The 21,428-nt window shown below is 58.2% G+C and carries 19 protein-coding genes and 2 pseudogenes; 9 read left to right on the forward strand and 12 right to left on the reverse strand.

Annotated elements, in window-relative coordinates:
- Positions 1-104: 104 nt before the first annotated feature.
- The gene (locus ABIE49_RS19710) at positions 105-608 is read right to left on the reverse strand and encodes a fasciclin domain-containing protein (protein ID WP_192739139.1); all 504 of its coding nucleotides are present in this window, start codon (positions 606-608) and stop codon (positions 105-107) included.
- A gap of 204 nt (positions 609-812) precedes the next feature.
- Here ABIE49_RS19710 and ABIE49_RS19715 point away from each other — a divergent pair, with 204 nt between their 5' ends.
- Complete coding sequence (locus ABIE49_RS19715) at positions 813-1,406, forward strand: helix-turn-helix domain-containing protein (RefSeq protein WP_192739138.1); 594 nt, start codon at positions 813-815, stop codon at positions 1,404-1,406.
- A 34-nt stretch (positions 1,407-1,440) separates the two neighbouring features.
- Here the strand turns inward: ABIE49_RS19715 and ABIE49_RS19720 are convergent, their stop codons facing one another.
- The 3 genes from ABIE49_RS19720 to ABIE49_RS19730 all read right to left on the reverse strand — a co-directional run bounded on the left by ABIE49_RS19720 (position 1,441) and on the right by ABIE49_RS19730 (position 4,939).
- Positions 1,441-2,025, reverse strand: a complete 585-nt coding sequence (locus ABIE49_RS19720) for a tyrosine-type recombinase/integrase (protein WP_192739137.1) — start codon at positions 2,023-2,025, stop codon at positions 1,441-1,443.
- Positions 2,026-2,447: 422 nt separating this feature from the next.
- Positions 2,448-4,307 (reverse strand): helicase C-terminal domain-containing protein, encoded by a 1,860-nt coding sequence (locus tag ABIE49_RS19725; RefSeq protein ID WP_210337481.1) that lies wholly within the window; start codon positions 4,305-4,307, stop codon positions 2,448-2,450.
- Entirely contained in the window at positions 4,259-4,939 is a 681-nt protein-coding gene (locus ABIE49_RS19730) for a DEAD/DEAH box helicase (RefSeq protein WP_210337480.1), read from the reverse strand. The genes ABIE49_RS19725 and ABIE49_RS19730 overlap by 49 nt, the downstream gene beginning before the upstream one ends.
- A gap of 272 nt (positions 4,940-5,211) precedes the next feature.
- Here ABIE49_RS19730 and ABIE49_RS19735 point away from each other — a divergent pair, with 272 nt between their 5' ends.
- Positions 5,212-5,640: a DUF6641 family protein gene (locus ABIE49_RS19735; RefSeq protein WP_192739136.1), complete on the forward strand. Its 429-nt coding sequence runs from the start codon at positions 5,212-5,214 to the stop codon at positions 5,638-5,640.
- A gap of 1,337 nt (positions 5,641-6,977) precedes the next feature.
- Here ABIE49_RS19735 and ABIE49_RS19740 read toward each other — a convergent pair.
- Genes ABIE49_RS19740 through ABIE49_RS19750 form a run of 3 tightly spaced genes read right to left on the reverse strand, consistent with a single transcriptional unit; the run spans position 6,978 to position 10,418 of the window.
- Entirely contained in the window at positions 6,978-8,207 is a 1,230-nt protein-coding gene (locus ABIE49_RS19740) for a metallophosphoesterase (RefSeq protein WP_192739135.1), read from the reverse strand.
- A 1-nt stretch (position 8,208) separates the two neighbouring features.
- Positions 8,209-9,510, reverse strand: coding sequence for a protein kinase domain-containing protein (locus ABIE49_RS19745; RefSeq protein ID WP_192739134.1), 1,302 nt, complete (start codon positions 9,508-9,510; stop codon positions 8,209-8,211).
- A gap of 20 nt (positions 9,511-9,530) precedes the next feature.
- Complete coding sequence (locus ABIE49_RS19750) at positions 9,531-10,418, reverse strand: VWA domain-containing protein (protein ID WP_192739133.1); 888 nt, start codon at positions 10,416-10,418, stop codon at positions 9,531-9,533.
- A 570-nt stretch (positions 10,419-10,988) separates the two neighbouring features.
- On the opposite strand from ABIE49_RS19750, the gene ABIE49_RS19755 reads away from it, so the two are divergent.
- A complete protein-coding gene (locus ABIE49_RS19755; RefSeq protein WP_192739132.1) occupies positions 10,989-11,177 on the forward strand; it encodes a hypothetical protein in 189 nt (62 codons plus the stop codon).
- Positions 11,178-11,436: 259 nt separating this feature from the next.
- Here ABIE49_RS19755 and rnhB read toward each other — a convergent pair whose 3' ends face one another.
- Positions 11,437-12,279, reverse strand: a complete 843-nt coding sequence (gene rnhB, locus ABIE49_RS19760; protein ID WP_192739162.1) for a ribonuclease HII — start codon at positions 12,277-12,279, stop codon at positions 11,437-11,439.
- A 327-nt stretch (positions 12,280-12,606) separates the two neighbouring features.
- Here rnhB and ligD point away from each other — a divergent pair, with 327 nt between their 5' ends.
- On the forward strand, positions 12,607-13,554 hold the full coding sequence (gene ligD, locus ABIE49_RS19765) for a non-homologous end-joining DNA ligase (protein WP_192739131.1): 948 nt from the start codon (positions 12,607-12,609) through the stop codon (positions 13,552-13,554).
- A 67-nt stretch (positions 13,555-13,621) separates the two neighbouring features.
- On the opposite strand, the pseudogene ABIE49_RS19770 reads toward ligD, so the two are convergent.
- Both ABIE49_RS19770 and ABIE49_RS19775 read right to left on the reverse strand, forming a co-directional pair.
- Positions 13,622-14,025 (reverse strand): annotated as a pseudogene (locus ABIE49_RS19770) (metallophosphoesterase family protein).
- A pseudogene (locus ABIE49_RS19775) lies at positions 14,022-14,523 on the reverse strand (NUDIX hydrolase). Before ABIE49_RS19775 ends, ABIE49_RS19770 begins: the two co-directional pseudogenes overlap by 4 nt.
- Positions 14,524-14,718: 195 nt before the next feature.
- Between ABIE49_RS19775 and ABIE49_RS19780 the strand changes: the two are divergent.
- The 4 genes from ABIE49_RS19780 (at position 14,719) to ABIE49_RS19795 (ending at position 18,608) form a co-directional block, all read left to right on the forward strand.
- Positions 14,719-15,129, forward strand: coding sequence for a hypothetical protein (locus ABIE49_RS19780; RefSeq protein WP_354066892.1), 411 nt, complete (start codon positions 14,719-14,721; stop codon positions 15,127-15,129).
- On the forward strand, positions 15,130-16,812 hold the full coding sequence (locus tag ABIE49_RS19785) for a helix-hairpin-helix domain-containing protein (protein WP_192739130.1): 1,683 nt from the start codon (positions 15,130-15,132) through the stop codon (positions 16,810-16,812).
- On the forward strand, positions 16,812-17,375 hold the full coding sequence (locus tag ABIE49_RS19790) for an MOSC domain-containing protein (RefSeq protein WP_192739129.1): 564 nt from the start codon (positions 16,812-16,814) through the stop codon (positions 17,373-17,375). The genes ABIE49_RS19785 and ABIE49_RS19790 overlap by 1 nt, the downstream gene beginning before the upstream one ends.
- Positions 17,376-17,612: 237 nt before the next feature.
- Positions 17,613-18,608, forward strand: a complete 996-nt coding sequence (locus ABIE49_RS19795; RefSeq protein WP_192739128.1) for an ABC transporter substrate-binding protein — start codon at positions 17,613-17,615, stop codon at positions 18,606-18,608.
- 119 nt (positions 18,609-18,727) lie between these two features.
- Here ABIE49_RS19795 and ABIE49_RS19800 read toward each other — a convergent pair whose 3' ends face one another.
- Positions 18,728-19,129 (reverse strand): DUF1236 domain-containing protein, encoded by a 402-nt coding sequence (locus tag ABIE49_RS19800; RefSeq protein ID WP_192739127.1) that lies wholly within the window; start codon positions 19,127-19,129, stop codon positions 18,728-18,730.
- A 447-nt stretch (positions 19,130-19,576) separates the two neighbouring features.
- The gene (locus ABIE49_RS19805) at positions 19,577-19,804 is read right to left on the reverse strand and encodes a hypothetical protein (protein ID WP_192739126.1); all 228 of its coding nucleotides are present in this window, start codon (positions 19,802-19,804) and stop codon (positions 19,577-19,579) included.
- Between the two features lie 449 nt (positions 19,805-20,253).
- Here ABIE49_RS19805 and ABIE49_RS19810 point away from each other — a divergent pair, with 449 nt between their 5' ends.
- Positions 20,254-21,420: an AI-2E family transporter gene (locus tag ABIE49_RS19810; RefSeq protein WP_354066893.1), complete on the forward strand. Its 1,167-nt coding sequence runs from the start codon at positions 20,254-20,256 to the stop codon at positions 21,418-21,420.
- Positions 21,421-21,428: the final 8 nt, after the last annotated feature.

The raw sequence follows: 21,428 nt of genomic DNA on the forward strand, positions 1-21,428 counted from the left end.
CGTCAGTTCTCGGATGAGCAGCAGCGATCGCATCTCTGTGGGGTACCTTGTCGATAAGGTGCCGGTCCGCTTTGGAGCAAAGCGGACCGGGGATAGATGGCCGATCAGCTCTGGGGTGGCAGGATGACCTTGTCGATGACGTGGATGATCCCGTTCGAGGCCGCGGTATCAGCCTTTACGACGGTGGCGTCGTTGATCGTCACCTTGCCGCCTTTGGTCGTGACTTTCACCATTGCGCCGTTGACGGTTTTGGCCTGGTCCAGCTTAGTCACCTGCTCGGCCCTCACCGCGCCCGGCACCACGTGGTAAGTGAGGATAGCCGTCAGCTTCGCTTTATTCTCGGGCTTCAACAAGTTCTCCACCGTGCCGGCCGGCAATTTGGCGAATGCCTCGTCCGTCGGTGCGAACACCGTGAACGGTCCGGGACCTTTCAGGGTAGCAACCAGATCGGCCGCCTTGAGCGCTGCCGCCAGCGTCTTGAACTGGCCGGCACCGACCGCCGTGTCAACAATGTCCTGATTGCTGGCGCGCGCGAAATTACTGCCGATCGCCAAAGCTGCAACGGCCAGAACGACCGCGGCCTTCGACACAATACCTACTCTGCTCATCTTTAGCTCCTGTGACGGGATGGGGCCGGCTTGCCGGCGTTCGGTTTTCGAGGAAGGGGACAACACGTGTTTTGCCTCGCACCTTGTTGAATGGTAGGAAAACTGCTTTTCTTCAAGAGCACATTGACGTGATATGAAAAGTAGTTTTCCTAAGGATAGAAAATGTTACCGATCTTTGAACTGGGATGAAATGAGGCAGGAAAGATGCTGTCGGAAACCCTGACCACGGCCCTTGAGGGCTATGCCATCGGTCCAAAGATCCGCCGGCTGCGACTGCGCAAAAAGCTGGGGCTGGTCCAGCTAAGCGAGCACACCGGTCTCTCGCCGGCGATGCTGTCGAAAATTGAACGAGGGCATCTGTTTCCGACGCTACCGACCTTGTTGCGAATCGCTTTGGTGTTTGGCGTCGGGCTCGATCACTTTTTCAGAGAGGACAGCGACCGGCCCGTTCATGCTCTTGTGCGCAAGGCGGATCGCATTCGTCTTCCGGAGAAAGCAGGGCAGACCTCGCCCGCTTACTGCTTCGAGTCGCTCGACTATCCTGTCAGCGATCGAAAGCTCAACGGCTATTACGTTGAGTTTGGGGAGGAAGACGAGCAGTCGGAGCCGCACGAACATCCCGGCGCGGAGATCATCTACGTTTTAGATGGCGAGCTTGTGCTGAACCTGGAAGGGGAGGACTACACGCTCGGCCAGGGCGACTCGATGTACTTCGATTGCGCTCATCCGCACAGTTACCGCCGCCAAGGGGCATTGCTATGCGCGGCAATTATCGTGGTGACGGCGGAATCAGCTTGACCCGGGTCAAACGCGGACATCGTCCCATCACGCGCTAGACAAGTTCCACTATCCTGACCTGCGCTTCGGGGTTGGGCTCGATATACCGCTGCGTCGTTCGCAAATTGGAATGACCGGCCAATAGTTGCACATCCCTCAACGAACCACCCACTGTCGATATTTTGCGCGCAGCATTGGTTATGAACGTACGCCTGCCGCTATGGCTCGAACAACCCACGAAGCCAAGGTGCTGATACCATCGTTGAAACATGTTCACGATGGCCTGGGGCGACGTCAAGAGTGCCCGCTCAGTCCTGATGACGTGAGTGCCGACCCTCAGATTGACCTCGTTCCGATAATCGATGAGCGCGTCCCTGACTTCATCGCTCAATGGAATCCACCGACCGGATTTTCCCTTGCTGGCTGAATCGAGCAAGCAGAGCGTCCGGCCGATTTCTCCCTGGGAGTCGTTGACCATCATCCAGGTAAGACCGGCGATTTCCTTGGCCCTCAGTCCGGCCTTTGCTGAAAGCAGGAAGATCACGCGGTTTCTTTTTGGCCATCTGGTCTTGGCTAAGTAGCCAAGGACGGCCTCGGTCTGACCCTTGCTGAGTGTCTTCGCTTGTTTTCCCAAACCCATCGTGCCCTCCAAACCGATTATTTATCGGCATCAAGGCGCTGAACTGTAATCAGTCGGGAAAGGTCGTACATGCCGACCAGAAAATTGTCATTGGCAGGCAGGGGCTTGGACGGACTGGTGATAGAAGGGTAATTCTATCATCAGTTGGCCAAGCCTCTCACTTGAACTACCTCCGCTGCCCGCGAACGGACTCCCCAGCTCAATATTCGAGCAGCTTGAGAAGGCAAGACTGGTTGGCAAACTGAAGCCAGCTCGCGAACGGGGGCTGGAATGTTGGGGAGCTGTAGCGCTGCAAGTTCTTGCAAGGCGCAAGTCCCTCGCAATACACTATCAAGATTGCGTCGCCGCGCGGACTGATTAGAGTTCGCCAGTGGGGGAGGGAAGCCATCTCGATCCTTCACCAAACTTGAATTATCACGTTGTTACTTGTCTTTCGTGGCGGTCCGAGAGAAGCTTTCAAGGAATTTCTGACCGGATAAGCCGAATTTGTCGAGCCTTTCGCGTATCTTGGAAACATCAGACAACCCCGCTGAGGACGCGATCGCAACTGCGTAATCCCTAATGGCGGTGCGAAGTTTTGGGAGTCCTTCTTTATCAATAATTCGGAAGTCGGCGTTAGGTGATGAATACCGATCAAACTTGCTCTCTGGATGCACCATAATGGGCGTTGCCTCACAGCTTTCATCGTAAGCCTGCGCGAACCACTCCATGGAGCCGAGAAGTTGGTTACAGTCCGACTTTGCGATTATCCCAGAGGTTGCTCCGTTCTTGCTTTCGATGACGAAGAAGCGAAGTTTTCCAATCGCCCAAAGATTGTCCGGGCCTTTACCAATGTCCAGCTCTGGGCATTGCGAGCCAAATCCAAGCAGAAAACCTAAATCTCGAATTGCTGATTCAAATCGCTTTGAGTCCTCTTCATACCAATCAAGATCGTCTGCTAACGCGTTGGCAAAAAGAACGAGATCGTTACCATCGAGAAAGCGGTTCTTCATAAATGCCGCAGCAACTGTTGCTTGTTCGGCAGCTGGCGGCGATAGCTTGGTGTATGTGATACCTTTAATTGGCTTTAAGGTGCGACGATTATCTTGAAAAGCGGATAGCTGGATTTCTTGCGAGGCTGTCGGATCGCGATGATGCTCGTACTCGGCTAACTGCTGCTTCAAATATCCCTTCAAACGGCGCTCACTGGTGTCGTTGATGGGCTGCTGCAGCGCGGCGCATGCCTTGTCAAACATCTGGCCCCTTGCCAAATCAAATGCTGATCGTACCGATGCCACGGTTGGGTCAACAAAACTCGTTGGCCCTTCAACAGCATTAGCAAGGCGCTCTCGACCGGTTCGCCACCAGTCCGGGTTTTTCATAATGCAGTAGTCCAGGACCGGCCGAAGGGCAGCAATCGGCTGCCCCGCGATCTGTTCGGCAACTTCGCGCGACAAGTCTAGCTGCACCAAGGTAGCGGGCGTAAACTTAGATCGCGCCGCTTGAAGGTGAATGCGCTGAGTTAACCTAGAGCCGACCAATAGTACGGCGCAATGATCCTCACCGGATCGAACGCCGCGTCCCATACCTTGCTCTAAGCGTTGTATCTGGCGAACCAACTGCATCTCGGTGCCTTCGAGAGCGGCCATTTCGATTCGATCGATCAACCCGAAGACTTCTGGAAGTCCGTCGATCACAAGGAGGCGGCAAGCATCTCCCGGAAGGTCGATACCGTCGTATTTGTTGATGAGTACGGTGAGTCCAATGTGATTGCCGGCTCTCAATTTCGCGATGCCAGCCTCAATATTCGAGGCGTCCAAAGTTTGAGCCGCGACATCTTTCCAATATTGCGAACGTTTACCGGAGGGGACGATTACTACGACGTTGTATGTTTTAGATACGTCGGCGACCAGTTGCTTTATCTCATCCATGGTAATTGCAGGATTGATCTCCTGCGGGGCAAGAATCATCCGATCACCGATTTCCCCGACACCATTCGGCTTGATTGGGGCGGTGACGCTCTTAGGATCAGCTTGAAAATGAGAGATGAGGACACCATCGTCTGCAAGGGTCGCGGTCATGTAGATGCGCCGCTTAGCTCCGACAAAACTTGGAATCTCGTCAATCGGTAAGCAACGCGGTGAAACTTCAAGACCCCGTCCTCCGATTGCGCATTGGCAAAGCGCAAGCACATCTTTTAGCAACGGCCAAACGAACATCAAGTCGTCATCGTCACGGTGTGAATGCAGGATCTTCACAATTTGCGCCTGCTTGTCGTGCCACGCCCAGTACGGGACCAGCATGACAGATTGGGGGTCTCCCGACTGAACATCGAGCAGCCCAGATTCTGATTGGCCCTCAAATCATCTTGCAGCAGTTTGAGGAGTGCAGGGTAAGCAGCGTGTTTGGCAGACAGATGTAGCGTGAACTGGTCTGCAACTACGGCGAGGCAGGCATGAGCATCGTCGATGACAAGTGAACCAATAGGAATTTTAGATCCTTCTGAGCCGACCCCAAAGACCGAACGTCCGTTTATGAACTTGTACACGTTGATTACGAGGACGGCTTTGCCTGATAAATAGACGGGGCTCCGCGGATCGTCCGTGACAGAAATGCCCAGCTCTTTGGCTTCTTTAATTACCTGTTTCGCAAGATACACGTCGGGCGTTACGTAAACGGCGGGACCAATTCCCTCGTTCAACGAGCTTTGCAGCGCCAACAGTCCGACCAGAGTTTTGCCGGCACCCGTATTCATTTTGAGCGTATTGTCAATCTGCGTGCGCACCGCAAACCACTTGTCGAGAACCTCACCTTGCTCATCAGAAGGACGTCGGAAGCGCGGGTCTCTGGCCAAGGTCCCAAAAAGTTTTCTTGGATCGATGATATTTCCGCCACCCGGAGGCTTGCCGCCCCCAAGCTTTTTGATATCGAGCATTACTTCACCCCAGCCCTTGAAAGTACCGTCGCTCATAACACACAAGCAGGCCTAAGTTGCGAAAGATATCTGCCGCAATCGGGTGACGATTTATGTGTAACAGCGGTGTGCAACATGTTACCAGCCGGTTCAAAAAGGCCTATCAATTCAATGATCTGGTAATTAACTGGCGTAATCCTTTCCTGGGCACAGCTATCCTCGGAGGCCAGCATGTACAGTGTCATGCACGTGATTAGGATCCGCGAGGTTTTGTCCAACAATGGAGAACCTCGATGCCAGTCCTCAAGTCTCTCTCGTTCACCGCTCTCCCTAGGACGACCAACGATCCTGTTCAGCAGCGCCGAGCCAAGTTCGTCGCCAAACTGGAAGAGCAAAAGCTGCTCCTGAACGACCCCAACCACGTCCGGACCGTCCAGCGATGGACAAAGGTCAATGGGGAGCGACAGGCCACTACCAAGCAGCAGGCCGTCCGGCCTTGGTGGAAGGCCGATCCTGCTGGGCAAGTGGTGATGTCCATCAAGTTCGGAGCCAAGCCCATTGAGTTCGAGAAGGGCAAGGCCGGCATCGCCGTCCCGTCCAAAGACAAGCTCCCGACCGTGATCGATACCCTGATCGCCGCTGTCCGTGCCGGGGAACTGGACGAGTTGTTCAGTCAAGCCGCCAAGACCGGCACTATCGGTAAGACGCGGAAGGCTGCTTGATCGTCTGAGTCGGGCGATGGACGAACCCATCGCCCGGCTTTTTCGTGTCGCGGCTCTCACGATCGGACTAAGGGTTTCCGACCAGCGATGTAAGCCGGAACGGGCCGGACCCGAAATATCGCTTCGACGGGCGCATTTTTCGCCATTGCCGGGCGCTTCGCGAGCAGTCGCGGCACCGCCAAGGCTCGGTCCGGCTGTGCGGCACCACGATCACTTTCCCCAAGGGATACACCGCGAACAATTGCGCGTTCGATCGTCGACCGGCGTCCGTGCTCTGCACGGGCCAAGAGACTGGTGGTGCCTGGCCCAGGCAGCTCGCGAAGATCGTTTCTGCTCTAATGGTCGAAGGCGCAGACCAAATCAGCCGGCCATTTTATAACGGGTGACATGGTGCCGCCGGACTTCTGGATAATGACTCGATAGCCTACCTGGATAGGTCTCCGTAAAATCGATCCGATCCAGTGGAAGTGTCTGGGCTTGTTCGATTTCCCGAGCAGGCGAAGTTAGGCAGGGGATGACCGCCCCATAGGGCGACAAGCCGGTGCGCCGGGTCTCTTGCCCGTTGGTCAGCCTGTCACCTTTCTCACCTCAGAGCCTGACCCTGCGCAGGTTGAGCTCTAAAATGGAGGCGCTGGCTACGGACGGGGTCGAATGTCTGCTTCATGTTCACTGAGACTGTGGGTCGAAATCGCAGCTTCCGCGTTATGTGGTAAAGACGATGTTCCAAGGCCGGTCATAAGAGGTTCTTCGGCAATCGTTGCCATAAGGCAAGTGCAGCCAATGAACATTCTAAAAGCCGAGCATCATCGTTCCCAAATTTGAGCCAAGCAATGAAAGCAACAGGAAGAAAAACACGAACAGCAAGATCACTCTGAAACAGCCCCCGGCTAACCTCGGCGCAGAGGGACCATACGTATAGTCGCTGGAATCCCGCACCGGGCGGCTGTAACCGAACCCACCCAGCAGCCGGCGTAATCTTTCTACCGCCCGTGCCCGTGCTAACAATTCCTCGCTTAGAGCAATTTCCTCCGAAGAAGCGGGTCTCGAGCCCCATGGCCCTCGCTTCTTGGGAGGGGGCGCGGCCGGAGCCGGAACGTCCGACACTGGCCTTTTCCGGGTGCCGCCGGTTCGGACAGTTCCCGCTTTCGGTCGGGTTGGCGGTGGGCTTGCTTCTACACCGTATGCTGCCCCGCATTGAGTGCATCTCGACCCGTTCAGCCAGCGCCCGGGGTCGTGGTTCTTGCAAAAGTACCGAACCTGCCCCTCGTGACAGGCCTCGCACAGTCCCAGCCCGGACTGCGAGGTGCCGCAATTGTCGCATCGCAAGACTACGGCACTCATGATGCATCATCGCCAGTTGGAGGCTCAGACGCTTCGGGATAAAACTCGCGAACAAGGTCAGCCGGGATATGCAGCCGAAACACCTGCGGCAACGAATCTACAGTGTAGAGGGCTACTGTCGGAAAACGTTCAGCGGTGCCCAGAAACTCTCTGGAAAGCCGCCTGGATAAGGCAACCGTCGTCAGAATGGGGTAGGCTTTGTAGGCCGGGTAAACCTGGTAGCGCTCTTCGACATGGTCGTGCCCGCGCACCATGTGCGTGACGGGTCGCCCCAGGGAGGCAGCTACTGAACAGAACGCCGCAAAATCTTCGTGTCCGAACTGACTGCCCCGGGTGAAGCGGTTTGGCAGCTTTTTTTTCGCGGTTGGATGCGCTCTTGCCCAGACAAAGTCCGAAAGGCAAGATGGGGCATTCCAATCACCCGTTTCTTGCAGCCGGGGATGAAGGTCCGCCAACGGGAACCCTCCGTGCGCCACTAGAAGCCCATCCGGAAAGAAGAGGGCTCGCGGCGCATTTTGGAAAAGTCGAATAGCCAACTTGCCGGCGCGAATGGTCGATTCGTCGGCCTGGGCGCTGTTCAAGAACTCGGAAAAATCTGACGGGGATACAGTCGAGGTAAAGCGGGTACCGTCGTGCCCCAGAGCCTCGTCGTGATTTCCGGCAATGATGCAAACGGTCGCGGGGTTGGTCATAACAAGCTCAAAGACCCGAAGAAGAACCTCTAGACCGAAACCTTCATCGTCGAATAGATCGCCCAGAAAAATGATCCGGGCATTTGCCGACCCATGTTTTGGATGGTTACGGATGAGAGCCAATGCTGCTTCGAGTGCCAGCAGGTCGCCATGAAGATCACCGATGATCCAAAGGGCAGTGTCGCCGGCGCTGGTTAGGTGGATTACCCTATCATGAGCAAAACCGCGGTATGCATCGAACAACATTGGCCTTGGCGGCCCGTCGAGGAAGCCTTCCATGCGCGCGACGGTACTCCCAATCCGCGCCCTGATATCGCCACCGCCGATAAATCCCCGAAGGGATTCCCAATCCAGATCTTCGATTTCGACGACGGCGGGAAAGGGACGAGGCGCCCGCTCAACATCCGCTTCTGTTAGTGGCGCGCTGGTCGACGCCAACACGGAGGTCGGAGCACTGGCCTGGTCGGATTTTATTGAAGTGTCGCACGAACCAGCTAGTTCGCCTTCTAAATTGAGTGAGTCAACCGGGAGCATCTCAGACGCCCCGGACCGTGAGCGGCATTTTGATGACGCCTTTGGCCTGCCGGCCTACAGCTATCGAATCGCCGGCGCTAAGTAGGACGGGCCGCGTGACCGCCGCGGCGTTAAGCAGCGTTTCATTGACTGTCACTTCAGCCGGGGTCAGAACCCATTGGCCTTGAGAGTTGCGATCGATCACGCACTGCTTCACGTCCCAAAAATGCGCTTCCGGACCCAGTTGCTCCAGAAGGGAGCGGGTTAGTTCGGTCCGGACGCCAATTCGCAAGGATCGACCGCCGGAATGCTGGAGCTCCAGAAACTTGGATGTGATGGGCTCTCTTGTGTCGCCGTGGCGCTTCGTGGGTGATGACTGCGGAGATTTGTCGCTCGTCCTTCCCTCTGATGCTCTTCCGCTAAGCACCTCGCGCAATTCAGCTGCCGTCGGCCGCTCAACGGCGTTGGGGGAGAGACATCGGTGCAGTGCCAGGCTTACGGCAGCGTTTTGGGCTGGCGATGGCATGATTCCGGCAAGTGGCAGAGGTTGAGATTCGTGACCGAGCACTTTCTTTGCGTACTCGCCCTGGTCTTCGCTCCAGTAGGGATGTCGACCGGTCAACAACTCGGATAGAATCAGCCCACAGGTGAATATATCGGATCGCGTATCAGGCACCTGACGTCGCGTAAGGTGCTCTGGAGAGCGGTAGTTATCGCTCCCGATGTATCCCTGATGGCCGTGCCAAGGCGCTCGGTGGTCGGTCAACAGCGAGAAATCCATGTCGATCAGTTTAAGCTGATAACCGGCCTTGATCGTGGGATCCTGGATCAAATAAACATTCGCGGGCTTCAGATCGGCATGAGCAATTTTTGATTGGTGGAGGGCCTCGATGCCCGCCATCAACACTTTAGCCCACGTCACATGCCTAGCCCAAACTGACGGATTTCGGATTGGAGATATTCTTGATTTTCGATGCTTCTCTGCTTCAGCATCGAGAATCTTCTGTAAATCGTCTCCCTTTTCCACAAACTCAAAAGCCTGAAAATAACAGGGGCCGCCCCAGATTTCCTCAAACGCATCCAACTGTGCCACCGCAAAGCGAGATGCAGAGCCAGTTTTCACCCTTGACGACAACTCGCGCTGATATGCGACAAACGAATCGTACCACACTACCGACGGCGCCGGCGATTTGTACTGTTTGAAGAAAACCAGCCCGCCGGTCGGGGAAGTGGCCGCGTACGAGATCGCCATCATCCCGGGCCCAAAGACCTTGGTAATGTGGTAGCCCCGGATAACGTCGCCAACCTTCAGCTTTTTTGCCATCGGAACATCGGCTCTCTCCTCTAGAGAGCAACCGTCTCCGCCGAACGGGACACGCTGGCCGCCAGCTGCTTGAGGGTGGTTCGAAAACTCACGGGATCAGAAGTGAATTTCTTCAAGGCCTCCTGAGGACTTAATCCTTCGTACTCGACGACTTCCCACTCCGATTTGTCGATCTGACTGAGCCGGTCGTAGCCTTCGAAATTCGGGGCGAACAAGCTGAGAATGATCCGGTTGGCCATGATGACGTTTGCAACATCTTGCAAGGAGCCGCCCTTCGCCTCCTGAATGCTCATTGTCTCCTTGAACGACGCATCCGTGAAAACGATGATCACGCGCGCTGCATCGCTTCTATACCGCCACTTGTTCGGATCTTCCGTTTGGGATCCTTTTGGACTGGCTTCCATCGAAGCTGCCTTGAACAAAGCATCCAGAAGAGACTCCGGTTCGTCGCCGCCGCCCTCCGCCTTAAGCGCCGCCAACTGCGCCTTCAGCTCATTCGTATCCCGCACGAAAGGGGCGTCTACGATCCACGGTATTCCTTCCGATTGGGCCGCTTCGACGTCGCGATAACCCACCACCTTTCCTCGCCAGTCTCGAATCGGCGGGGCGTTGTTGGCTTCGCCCTTGCTCAGGGAATCAATGAACGCCTCGATGTTCGTCCGCAACGCATCGATGCAAGGCGCCATGCTTCCGCTGCTATCCACCATGAATACAATATCGGCAACGCCCTTGGTCTTTGCTTTTACTGGCGGTGCAGGCGTGCTCAAACTCGGTTCGCTGAGACCCGCAGGCGTGTCCTGCTTCGCTTCGGGTTGTTTTTCAAGCGTGCCGCCAGGCGTAAGCGCTTCGGCTCCGCTCTCTTTGCCGTCCGAACCGGTCGCATTCTCGGGGGGCTCAGTTGGGGTCATAGTGGCTCCATAGGCTAAAGGGGTGCAGCGGGATTACAACATTGTGAAGAAGCCGATGTTCCACTCATTCGCAAGGTGTGCATCGGCCCAATCGATCCGGCATTCGCCGCAAATACAGCCCGCCACAGGAAGGACATCAAAGCTGCGCCCCGCCTCTGTTTGTAGAGGAATTGGACCCGCGCCTGGCAGCTGTGCAAAAGTGCGCATCGCAGCTCAAGAACGCTACCTTGCTTATGTTACCGGGGGTGATCATATGAATGCTCTTGGATAAACCGAGGCCGTAGCGACGCATACCAATAGATTTTGGCTAGTCGCAACTAATGCCGCTTTGTCACGAAGCGGAGCCGAGGCGATCCAGCGATGTCCGTTGACGGGGGAAGACCGGAAGTGGTTGGCCGACCGACAAACGTACCGCGCGCCTCTGGACTGAGGTCACCTTTACGCCAGGAAGCGCACGAGCCTCAACCGAACTGGAACAATGGCCAAGTGAACTGATTGGAAATTATTACGGCTTAGCTGGGATAGACAAAGAAGTAATCCTGGAGAGCGATGACAGGGAAGGAGCATCAAATGGATGACGAACGAAGATCATCAAAAGCGGGGGAGCGGGCCGCTGAGGACTTGCGCGAGGCGACTGCTAAGGAAGAAGCGAAAAACGAGAGCAGGATGGGGCACGACCTAGCTAAGGGCGCTGATCGCTTCGAAGAACGCTCTAAGAGCTCCGATGGAAAAAGTGCAAAAGAAAAACAGAAAGGTTGACCATACAACCGACCCGGCGCGGCGTTTCCGTGCAAGAACCCCAGGGAAATAGTTGACACTCGCTGGACTAAGCTGACACGTTCCAGTGGGACGTGGTGAGGTGAGGGTTTCCGCGGCGCTCCGTTCGCTCGGGCGGCATGCCGCTTCAGCAAGCCCTCGGATCGGATCGTGCTGTTGGAAGGCCATTTCGCCGAATTCGACCCACCCGCAAGCCCCATTTGTCCGGCACCATTATCTGGCCCACCGGCGGCTGTAAGCCTTATGCCTCAGGCCCTGACGTGACACTGGCGCGTTCCGACGCCAACGGCCAGGGCGGTAGCGGCGGCAAGCCAAGGACCTCGCGAACAGGGCCAAACGAACGTCTATGAGCAGGGCACGCTCCAAGCTGAGCTAAGGCATTGTAGTGAGCGCGAACAGGATAACCCTTGTGATCGGCGAAGCCGTAACCGGGATGACGCGTGTCGAGCGTTCGCATCAGCGCATCGCGCGAGACCTTCGCAAGAATGGAGGCAGCCGCAATACTGGCGGATTTCGCGTCGCCCCGGATAATCGCCTGCTGCGGGATCGCTATCTCTTTCAAACGTTTCGCGTCGATCAGGAGATGCTGCGGGACTACTCCCAGGCCTTCAACAGCCCGCCGCATTGCGAGAATGCCTGCCCAGTAAATGTTGATGGTGTCGATCTCCTCGACTTCGACAAACGCGACAGACCATGAAGCCGCCTTTTCTTTGATTTCCTTCGCAAGAGCCTCACGCGAACTCGCATCCAGCTTTTTCGAGTCGTCGATACCGGTGATGCGCGTGCCGGGCTTCAGGATGACCGCGGCTGCGGCGACGGGCCCCGCGAGCGGGCTCATTCCGGCCTCGTCGACGCCCGCAACGGCATCCTTCCCCTCGTCCCATAGGAGCGTCTCAAAGCGCAGCATCTTGCGAAGCCGCTGCCCTTCAGACCGGTTCTCAAAGCGGCGCTTTTCAATCGAAGCAAGGATAGCGCGCGCTCCCGCGCGGGTGTCGGCGCGCAGGATTTCTTCGAGGCTCGCCTCCAGCGGCCTGCCCTCAATAACATAGCGCTGACGTAGTTCATCCAGTGAGTAGCGGGTCACAGTAGCCTCGAGTTGCGCCGCCGAGGTGTCGCCGAGCTTTGTGGCGAATGTCTGAAAACTGGTTCTGAGCCAGGGGAACTTCGCAAGAAGGCGCAAGGCCTTAGGTCCAGGACTACTTCCAGCGCCGCCTGACGGAGCGGTGATGGCCTGGTCGAAGAAGCCCAGCGGTCTGGTGGTCTCGAGTGTTCTGGCCATCGATATCGCCGCACCGATACCCTGCGCTCGCGGCCCTGTGGTCCGAACTGCGGAACATGGCGCCGCCCTGGAGCGTTCCCCGTGAAGGACGTACATGCCCTACGCAACGAGTTCTGAAGGACTGGCCCGCAAATGAGCCGGACGTCGACCCTGCCCAAGCGGCTGCAGCCGATGCTCGCCACGCTCACGGACGCGCCGTTCGACGATCCAGGTTGGGTTTTTGAGGACAAATACGATGGCTTCCGGATGATCGCGGAAATCCGGCGGGGTAAGGTTGCACTCTACAGCCGTAACGGCAAGATCATCAGCCACAGCTATATCGAGGTTGCCAAAGCGCTGGAGGGCGTGAAGGGCGACGCCGTGATTGACGGCGAGCTCGTGGCAATCGGAAAGGACGGTGTCTCACATTTTCAGCTGCTTCAAAACGCGTTGCGCCATGAAGCGAAGCTGCTGTATTGCGCCTTTGACCTCATGTTCGAGAACGCCGCGGACTTACGCAAACAGCCTCTCCTCGAGCGCAAGAAGCGGCTGAAGGCGATTCTGCCGCGGGACAAACTCATTGCCTTCAGCTCTCACCGCAAGGGGGACGGTAAGAAGTTCTTCGCCGAGGCCGAGCGAAAGGGTTTGGAAGGCCTTATGGCGAAACGCGCCGACAGCGTGTATGCGTCCGGGAGCCGGACGCCGGATTGGCTGAAGATCAAGACGGCAAAGCGACAGGAAGTAGTCATCGCCGGGTTCACGGCGCCGAGGCGCACCAGGCCGTTCTTCGGCGCCCTGGTCCTCGCCGTGCGGGAAGGCGACGCATGGCGCTACATCGGACATGTCGGCACCGGCTTCAGCCACAAAGTCCTGGAAGACCTCCATGCCAAGCTTGTGAAGCTGACGGCCTCGAAGTCACCCTTTCCTACCAAAGTGAAGGACGAGGCCAACACGACTTGGGTCAAGCCCTCGCTGGTTGCCGAGGTCAAATTCGCGGAGTGGACCAGTAAGGGCGAACTGCGCCAGCCCGTCTACCTCGGGCTCCGGTCCGACAAGCGGGCGAAGGATGTCGTGCGCGAGCTAGATAGTCCGCGCAAATAGCGTTCGCTTCCGGCGCAACCGGCAAACTGAACGATTACCGCATTCGCCTCATCGGCTGTAAGTGCACTCAGTCGCCTCCAAGTTCGTGGATTTCCGGTCGCATGCCCTCAGGCGTGACCTCAAGCGTCGCAAGCGTGATCGGCAGCTTGAAGGCACATGGGAATGCCCAGAGATGATGACGTCGATTCCGGCGGCGGGATCGGCCCGCAGCGTCTTCAGGTCGTGCAGAACGTAGATCGACTTTCCCGCCAGGCGCACGAGATTCGTGTCGGGGTATTGGTGGGCCCACTCGCCGCTGTCCACGTTTCCGCGGATGGCCGTGACGGGCGCGATCCGACGAAGCGCATCGACGATCTCAGGGCGCCCGATGTCGCCGGCATGAATGATGTGATTGACACCCGTCAGCGCTCGTTCCGCCTCGGGCCTCAACAGCCCATGCGTGTCCGAAATGACTCCAATCGTGAACGTCATTTGATGGTGCTCTCAGCCGCGATCGCCAAAAGACGATCGAGAAGCTCCACCTGAGCCGACAGCATCTTGGTCCTCGCTAAATCGATATCGAACCATTCCGCGCGGTCGACTTCGGGAAGCTCTGCCGTCGACCAGTTCGGGGCGGCCATTCGATATCGAAGGTATTGCTGATGAGTGCCGCCGGGTCAAAATGGCCCTCGCCGGCGAATGCGATAACGCGCTTGCCTCCGCGCTGTCGGATCTCCCCCAGCGGCCGGAGTGAACCAATCGAAGCGCTCGGGCCGAGTTCCTCCACAAACTCGCGACGCGCGACCTGCTCTGGAGCATCACAGCCATCCATTTCGCCCGTCGGAATGGACCAGGCACCACCATCTTTCTTGCGCCAGAACGGGCCGCCGGGGTGAACGAGCAGAACCTCAAGCCCGCGGGTGCTTGCCGGTAGGCCAGAACGCCCGCGCTCGTTGTCGATCTCCGGGAGGCGGTTTTCAGCGCAGCCATATCGCTTCCATTTTGCAGATCAATCGAGAGCCGAGCAACGGCGGAGGAGACGCGACGACTCCGACCCGCAGCAGAGATCGTTCGAAGCAGCACAGTAGCGCAGCAAGGCCCTGATACACCTCAGCCCACCCGGCCTTCCGCAATGTCCGGGGACGCCAAGCTGCCGCGGTGAGGAGTTCCAAACAAAAGCCGCCTATGCGCGGGCTTCAAGAATCGTCTCAGGGCAGCCCGCCAGTTCCCGACGACAACCCGGAGCAAGCCGGACTACGCATTCCCGCGACCGCCGACAGAACTAAAGGCCGGAGCTGGCGTTTTACCAATATGTCAGACGCATTTGACTACTTCCGGGCCTACGCCGTCCGCGCTCTTTGCAAGGCGCGATCGATGCCGCATGGCAGGATGAAGCGGCTGCAGCTGATGGCCGGCCGCATCTATAATCTGCTCAAGAAAGAAGCCGCTTATAGCCCGAACACGCAGCACATCGAGGACTTTCGGGCCGCGCAGAAGCTTGAGCGATCTGTCGACGGTGGGGCGGGAGTCGGTTCGACTGTTCAAGGTCGCTTTGACCCGCCGACGCGCCAGAATGCCGGACGGGAGGCTCGTTGAGTGCCCTCCCTCGACGCTCGCGCCGTAGCAAGTCTCCTGCGAGAGTACGCGCAGCGAACCGCGTTGCGCGGCGGCAACCCCTATAGGGCCAAAGCCTATGGGCGCGCCGCCGATAGCTTGACGGCGCTCGCTGTACCTCTGCATGTGCTCGTCGCCGAAGACCGGCTTACGGAGATACCCGGTGTCGGCGATGCCATAGCTGACATCATTACAAAGCTTAGCAAATCGGGTACCCATCCGAGTCTTGAAAAGCTCCGGAAGGAGGTCCCCGAGGGCGTGCTCGAACTGCTTGCCGTGCCGGGTCTCCGCCCCGAAAAAGTGCTGCGTCTCTATAAGGATCTCGGCATCGCCTCGCTCGCCGAGCTGGAAGCCGCGGCCAAGCACGACCGCATCAAGAAGGTCAAAGGACTAGGCGCTGCGCTGCAGACCAAGATCCTGCAGAACCTGGCGATCGCAAAAAGCGGAGAAGGCCGCCTCCATCTGCATCGTGCCGCTGCTCTTCTCGCACACGCCAAGGATTCGCTCCACAAGGCCCGGCCCGAGCTCAAGCGCGTTACAGTCGCGGGCGACTTCCGCCGAGGTTGCGAACTCGTCGGTGAACTCACGATCGTCGCAGAAGAACCCAAGGTAGCTAAAACGTCGAAGGCGTCCGGGGCCGATGGATTGCAGATCCGCTTGACCGACCGAAAGCACTTCGGTGCCGCCCTCCTCTTCGCCACCGGCTCTGCCGCTCACCTCGCCCACCTCCAGGCGTTGGCTGCCGAGAAGGGAATGCGGCTGGAGGCCGACGGCTTGCACAAGGGGCGCTCCCTGATCGCCGGCGACGAAACCGAGATCTATCGCGCCCTCGGGCTGCCCTTCATTGATCCCGAACTCCGGGAGGGGCGCGGCGAGGTCGAGCTGGCTCTGAAGGGCAAGTTGCCGAAGCTCGTCACCAACCAGGACCTACGCGGGATCCTTCACTGCCACACGGACGCCTCCGATGGCACCGAAACCCTGGAGACAATGGCCAAAGCTACGCTCCAGCGCGGTTTCGAGTATTTTGGGGTCGCCGACCATTCAAAGTCCGCGCACTATGCCGGCGGTCTCTCGGTCGAGGAGATCGCGCAGCAGCACCGCGAAGCGGACCGCTTGAACAAACGTTTTGGCAAGGATTTTCGGATCCTCAAAGGCATCGAGCCCGACATTTTGGCGGACGGATCGCTCGACTATGGGGACGACGTGCTGGAAGGCTTCGATTTCGTGGTGGCGAGTGTCCATGGCCGGTTCAAATTGGACCGCAAAGAGCAGACTTTGCGCCTGCTTCGGGCCATCTCGCATCCTCATACTACCATCATCGGACACATGACCGGGCGCCAGCTCCAGCGGCGGCCAGGCTACGAAATCGACATCGAGAAAGTGCTGAGTGCCTGCGCCAAGCATGACGTCGTTGTCGAGATCAACGCTCATCCATGGCGGCTCGATCTGGATTGGCGCTGGCACCAGGCTGCGCTTGAGTTTGGCTGCATGCTCAGTATCAATCCGGACGCGCACTCAATCCCCGAGCTCGACCACATGCGGTGGGGCGTCGCGATGGCCCGGAAGGGCGGTGTCCCCGCTGACCGCGTCCTCAACGCGATGTCTCTTCAGGAAATCACGCGATACCTCCGTCAGAAGCGGCGTTCGCTCGCCCGGGCGGCCTGATGTCGCAGCCGGACGCGCGCTCATTGGAGGGCAGTGTGGTCGCGGTCGCCGCCGATCGCGGTCACCGCTTCAGCAAGCCCACTCGGGATCGGATCGTGCTGTTGGAAGGCCATGGCGTCGAAGGCGACGCACACGCAGGTCGATTTGTCCGACACCGTTATCTGGCCCGCCGCCGGCCCCGCGTACCCAATCTCAGACAGGTCCACCTGATCCCTTCCGAGCTCTTTAGATCCCTCTCGGAAGCGGGGTTCGCGGTCGCAGCGGGTGACCTGGGTGAGAATATCACCACAACCGGCCTGGACCTCGAGCGGATGCCGCTCGGGACGCTAATTGAGCTCGGTCCCATGGCGATGATCGAGCTGACCGGCCTCCGGACGCCGTGTGTCCTCATCGACCGCTTCCAGGCGGGCTTGAAACGGCAGGTGCTCTCGTCGGATGAAACGGGCCCTCCATTCAAATGTGGGGTGCTGGGTGTGGTACGGTCCGGCGGACCGGTCGCGGCCGGCGACGCCGCGCGGGCTCGGCTACCGTCGTCCCAATTTTGCGCCTTGCCGTCTCTGTAATAACCCCCCGAACGACTCGGCTAGCTCATGGTCGAATCGACATGCAGCCGTCACCGGCTGGCACTTTTCAGACCGATGTTGTCCGTTCAAGACATTCCGCACCCTCACTGCGACGTCGGAGTCTGACCCACAATGGTCATTCGGCCCCGCTCATGTTGCAGTAACAAAACCGCCTCTAAACCCTATCCAAGCGATGGCTTGCGCCGTTACGATGTTCTCTCCTCAACTGGGGCGGCCATGCAGCGACGCGAGTTCATCGGACTGATCGGCGGAGCGGCAGCGTGGCCGCTGGCGGCACGCGCGCAGCAGACTGCGAACCTGCCGCTTGTCGCGGTCATAGTCGCGTTTGCTGAGCAGCTTGCAAACGCAAGGAGCGCCAATATCCGCGAGGGTCTCAAGCGAGCTGGCTTCATCGAAGGCAAGGACTATATCATGACGCTGCGCTTCGCCGACGGCGACTACTCGCGATGGCCGGACATCATCAAGGATCTGGCTGACCTGAAGCCCCGCGTCTATGTCGCCGTGGGTAGTGGCCCTAAGCCAATCCACCGGCAAGTACCGAACGCGCCGGTGGTCTTCACGGGCATTGCAATCGATCCCGTCGAATACGGCTGGGTAGAGAGCTATGCTAGGCCGGGCGGCATGACAACTGGCAACGTCCAGAACGCCATCGGTGGGTTAGAGAGCCTGATGGGCAAGCAATTTCAATTGTTTAAGGAGCTGGTGCCAAACCTGACGCGGCTTGGGTTCATTGGTCTTACGGACACGGCTGTCCAGTTTCCAGTTGAGCGGGCTGCGGTGCAAAAGACAGCCGAGCAATTGGGCTTCGCGGTTTCCATGTATGAGGTGCCGACGACTGCGGACGTCGAGAGCGTCATTGCGTCAGGCCAACGCGACGATGTCAGCGCGTTCTTTATGTCCGTTGATCCAAGACTGGTGGCTCGCATTCCCCAAATTGTGGCCTCTCTCGCAAAGACCGGTAAACCGGCGTTCGGCCCCACGCCGGTGTGGACGCGGGGCGGGCTGTTAATGTCATACTATACCGATAGCGATGAGCAGGCGCGCCGCGCCGGCGGTCAAGTCGCCAAAATCCTGCGGGGAGCGAAGCCCGGTGATCTACCCATCGAGCAGGCCGACAAGTTCACACTCGTCTTAAACCTGAAGACGGCGAAGCAGCTTGGCATCACGGTGCCGCCTGCGCTGCTGGGGCAGGCCGACGAGGTGATCGAATAACGCTTGCTGCGGTGCAAGAGTCCGCTTGTGGCCACTTCTCGGAAGTGCCGTGTGAAGTCGGGTTTCGAGGTAGGAACAGACATTATTTCCGTACGGCCCGCCGAAGCGGGCCGTATATATCAATCGATGACTTCGATGATCCGATGAGTACCCGGATCGACCAAAACCGTCCGATCGTTGACAACAGTATAGCGATACTTGGTGACGCCGTACTCGCGCGGCACTTCGTAGTACGTCACACCGCTCGAGGGCAGATCAGCGCCAACCCGGACGTCTCGGTCATAGCGATACGAGCTGTGCTTCTGGCCTGACACATAGGTGCGGAAGCGCGGCCGCGTCTCGTCCGAAATGCCGCCAGCGACTGCTCCAACGGTTGCGCCGACCGCCGCGCCGGCCGGGCCGCCCACAATAGCGCCGCCGACAGCGCCCGTTGCCGCACCGGTCGCGGCACCGCTTTGTGCAAACGCGCCGGTTGAACTTACGAGGGCAATCAACAGACCTCCCAGTACTACTTTCTTCATAACATCATTCTCCAAAGTTGTATTGTGAGGAGCCAACAAGTCCGATTGCCGAATATTCCCGGCGTTAGCGGCGATCCGTAGAAACCAGGCGAACGTTCGTTGCCTGTCCGGCATTGCGGAGACATGACGGGGTGAAATGCGGCCACACCTGCTTCGAACAGTCTTCCGTCGGGGTGTTCGCTTTGTCGCTCGACGTGGTCGCTTCCTCTGCGCGAGCGCCTGTCGCCAAGAGAAGCAGGACTGCGATAGCTGACAGGTTACGTTTCATTGATACGCCTCTTTGTAAATTCTTAACCACAACAAGAACCGAGGCGCGGTGTTCCGCTGAATTGCGCGGAGTCAATGAAAAACCCTGCCGAGTGGGGGCTCGGCAGGGCTGCGCAGAGAAGTCGACAGACGGCAAGTGGGAAACTTGGTGGCCCGTTCGAGGGTCTGCGTTCTTAACGATCAGTTTTCGGAGCAGACTTTGATGGACTTCATGCCGGTCTCGGCTTCGGTCCGGGTCTTGAACGTCCCGTTATCGACAATGGTCGTGGTGGTCGTGGTCGGCTTCTTGTCGACAATGGTGCACTTCTTGGTCGTCGCGTCCCTCACGACGTAAAATTCGGTGGTCTGCGCGAACGCCGAGGTGACGGTAAAGGCGACGACAGCGGTCGAAAGCAGAAGCTTCTTCATGATTTCCTCCAGTGGTGTCTAAGTTTTATCAAAACAGTACTAGTGAACGGCTCGAAGCAGGAGGTAGCTCGCGCCACCTAAAACGACGACAGCAGGAACAGCCCAAAGAAAAAGTACTGGTATGTTCTTCTCCCTCGTTATGCCCACGAAGTACGAACGTGCCAGATTGCCACTTGTTCCCGACATGGATCAGCCCGTTCGGTGTAAGCGAGGAAAGCGGGTGAGGGAATCAAGCCGCGTAAGGCTGACCGAACGGCAGCTTTCAGTGTGCATTTCCTGCCCGGAAAACCAGCCTTACGGGGTTGGCTTCATGGTTTCGGTAGTCGAGGCAGGCACCTTCGGTCGATTTAGATCACGAGACTAGATCAGTTTGAAGTCGCGCGCCGGTCTTTCGGCGGTGTGCCACGTTTTCCCAGCGGGAACCGAGCGACCGTCTTGGCAGTTCTGTCATGACAACAGAGGCGCAACAAGCGATGCCAGGGAGAGTGGGTTCAGCCCCGTCCAAAAGACGGCCGTCCGAGGGGATCGAAGAAGCGTCTGCCAGAACGGAGAGAAAGCCACTTCCTTTGGGCGCCGGCGCCCGCATGAACGCTCGGGTCGTGCTTGCTCTGGTCCTGTTTGGTCTTGCGGTGTGGACCGCCGCGGGTTTTCTGCCGGCGCTGATCTGGGCCACGATTCTCGCGGTTGCCCTGTGGCCGCTGTACCTCAAATTTGCGGCACGCTTTTCCTCCGGTCCCTCCAGCCTGGCTGCGTTCATCTTTACCGTAATCGTTGCGCTCGTCCTGTTCACTCCGATGTCGCTTGCCGTCTACCAAATCGCGCAGCAGGGCGACGTGCTCGTGAGTTGGCTCAAGCAGGCCCAGGAGAGCGGGGTTGACGTCCCGGATTGGGTCGCTCGTCTGCCGGTTGCCGCGGATAGTCTGCAATCATGGTGGCGCTCCAACCTCTCGGATCCGAAAGCGGCCACCGCCTTGCTTAAAACGGTCAATGCGGACAATGCGTCGGAATTTTTCAAAACGTTTGGCGGACAGCTGCTCCATCGGCTGTTTCTGTTGTTATTCTCGCTCCTGACCTTGTTCTTTCTGCTCCGTAACGGTCGCGCCGTCGCGAGCCGCTTCCTCGAGACGTGTGAACGCCTAATTGGCGATGCCGGGGAGGGGCTGGTCGAGAAAATGGTCGATGCCACGCGCGGCACGGTGAACGGCACGGTTCTCGTCGCCGTGGGCGAGGGATTGCTGATCGGCGTTGGCTACTTCGTCGCGGGCGTTCCGAATCCGGTGATGTTTACGATTCTGACGACGGCATTCGCGATGCTGCCGTTCGGCGCGTGGCTCGCCTTCACAACGGCGGCGTTGGTCCTGGTCTCCAGCGGCGGCAGTGGGTTCGCGGCCGCAGCCGTATTTTGCTGGGGCGCGATCGTCATGCTTGCCGGCGATCATTTCGTCTGGCCAACCCTGGTCGGCGGCTCGGCGCGTCTCCCGTTTCTTCTCGCCTTTGTCGGAATCTTCGGAGGCCTCGCTGCTTTTGGGTTGTTCGGTTTGTTTCTGGGCCCTGTGATCATGGCGGCGTTGCTGACCGTTTGGCGCGAGTGGATCTACCGACCGATTCCACAATAAAATTCTTC

The organism is Bradyrhizobium sp. OAE829, from assembly GCF_040546575.1.
Taxonomy (GTDB): Bacteria; Pseudomonadota; Alphaproteobacteria; order Rhizobiales; family Xanthobacteraceae; genus Bradyrhizobium.